The organism is Methylobacterium sp. CCH5-D2, assembly GCF_001556475.1.
GTDB classification, from domain to species: Bacteria; Pseudomonadota; Alphaproteobacteria; order Rhizobiales; family Beijerinckiaceae; genus Methylobacterium; species Methylobacterium hispanicum.
Genome location: NZ_LSIX01000443.1, coordinates 1 through 831, shown reverse-complemented (window position 1 = coordinate 831; position 831 = coordinate 1). Strand labels below are relative to the sequence as shown.

1 protein-coding gene and 1 pseudogene are annotated in these 831 nt (G+C 70.8%); both read left to right on the top strand.

Annotation, left to right across the window (positions count from 1 at the left end; all coding sequences use genetic code 11):
• The first annotated feature begins 302 nt into the window (after nt 1-302).
• On the top strand, nt 303-476 hold the full coding sequence (locus AX737_RS33140; protein WP_156453664.1) for a hypothetical protein: 174 nt from the start codon (nt 303-305) through the stop codon (nt 474-476).
• Nucleotides 477-609: 133 nt separating this feature from the next.
• A pseudogene (locus tag AX737_RS11355) lies at nt 610-831 on the top strand (phosphohydrolase); the annotation flags it as partial.

Genomic DNA, 831 nt, shown 5'->3' with positions numbered 1-831 from the left:
AGGGGACCCGCGCCTGACCGGGGTTAGGCTCGCTCGGCATATGCGATCGCCCTGCCCTGTGGGAGAGGTGGCACGGCACGGTTCACCGCACGCGGCCGAACCGATCGACCGGAGGCCGTGTCACGCGTCCTGCGCGCCCCAGCCTTCTCGGATACCGGAATCCCGTAACACACCCAGAGGTCGGGCGATCATCCATGCGCCGCGGGCATAATTGGCATGCCAAGCTTGGCATGCCAAAGTGCAATGCAGCATGCGATTACGGCGGTGCAACATCACCGCTCAAGCACGCTCGGTCCGAACCCATGTTCCTTGCCCTGCCCTTCATCCTCGCCGCGCTCGCCGTCCTGGTCGTCGGGGTCCAGATTCTCCTGGTCGTCAAGGTGGCCGACCTGTTCGAGGCGCCCCGGGACGAGCGCCAGGACGTGCGCAAGGTTCACGCCCGCTACCCGGCCGTGCCGGCCGGCCGCTACGCCTGACGCCACCGGACACCGCGAAGCGCCCGCGGGGACGGGCCGAGCGCTATCACGGCGCGCTCGGCGCAAGGTTTCGCTCACCATTTTGGTGATAGGGTCAACAAATCGTTGATCCAGGCGACCCGAGGGCGCTGACGTGGCACTGGGCGCCCAGATCCCGGACGAAGGTTTCGTCCTCCTGCTGTCGGATCGCCCGGCCGAGCGCCGGGCGCTCGCGCGGGCGATCGGGCTGGTCGCGGCCTGCCGGGCCGCGGGATCGGGCGACGGCCTGCCGCCGGGCCGTCCGCGCCTCGCGGTGCTCGACCTCGACACCTCCGCCCTCGCGGCCGCCGACGCGGCCCTCGACCGGGCCGTGCCC

Bases quoted from the DNA above. Each gene is read 5' to 3' on its own strand.
- AX737_RS33140 (WP_156453664.1), top strand. From the start codon at position 303: ATGTTCCTTGCCCTGCCCTTCATCCTCGCCGCGCTCGCCGTCCTGGTC.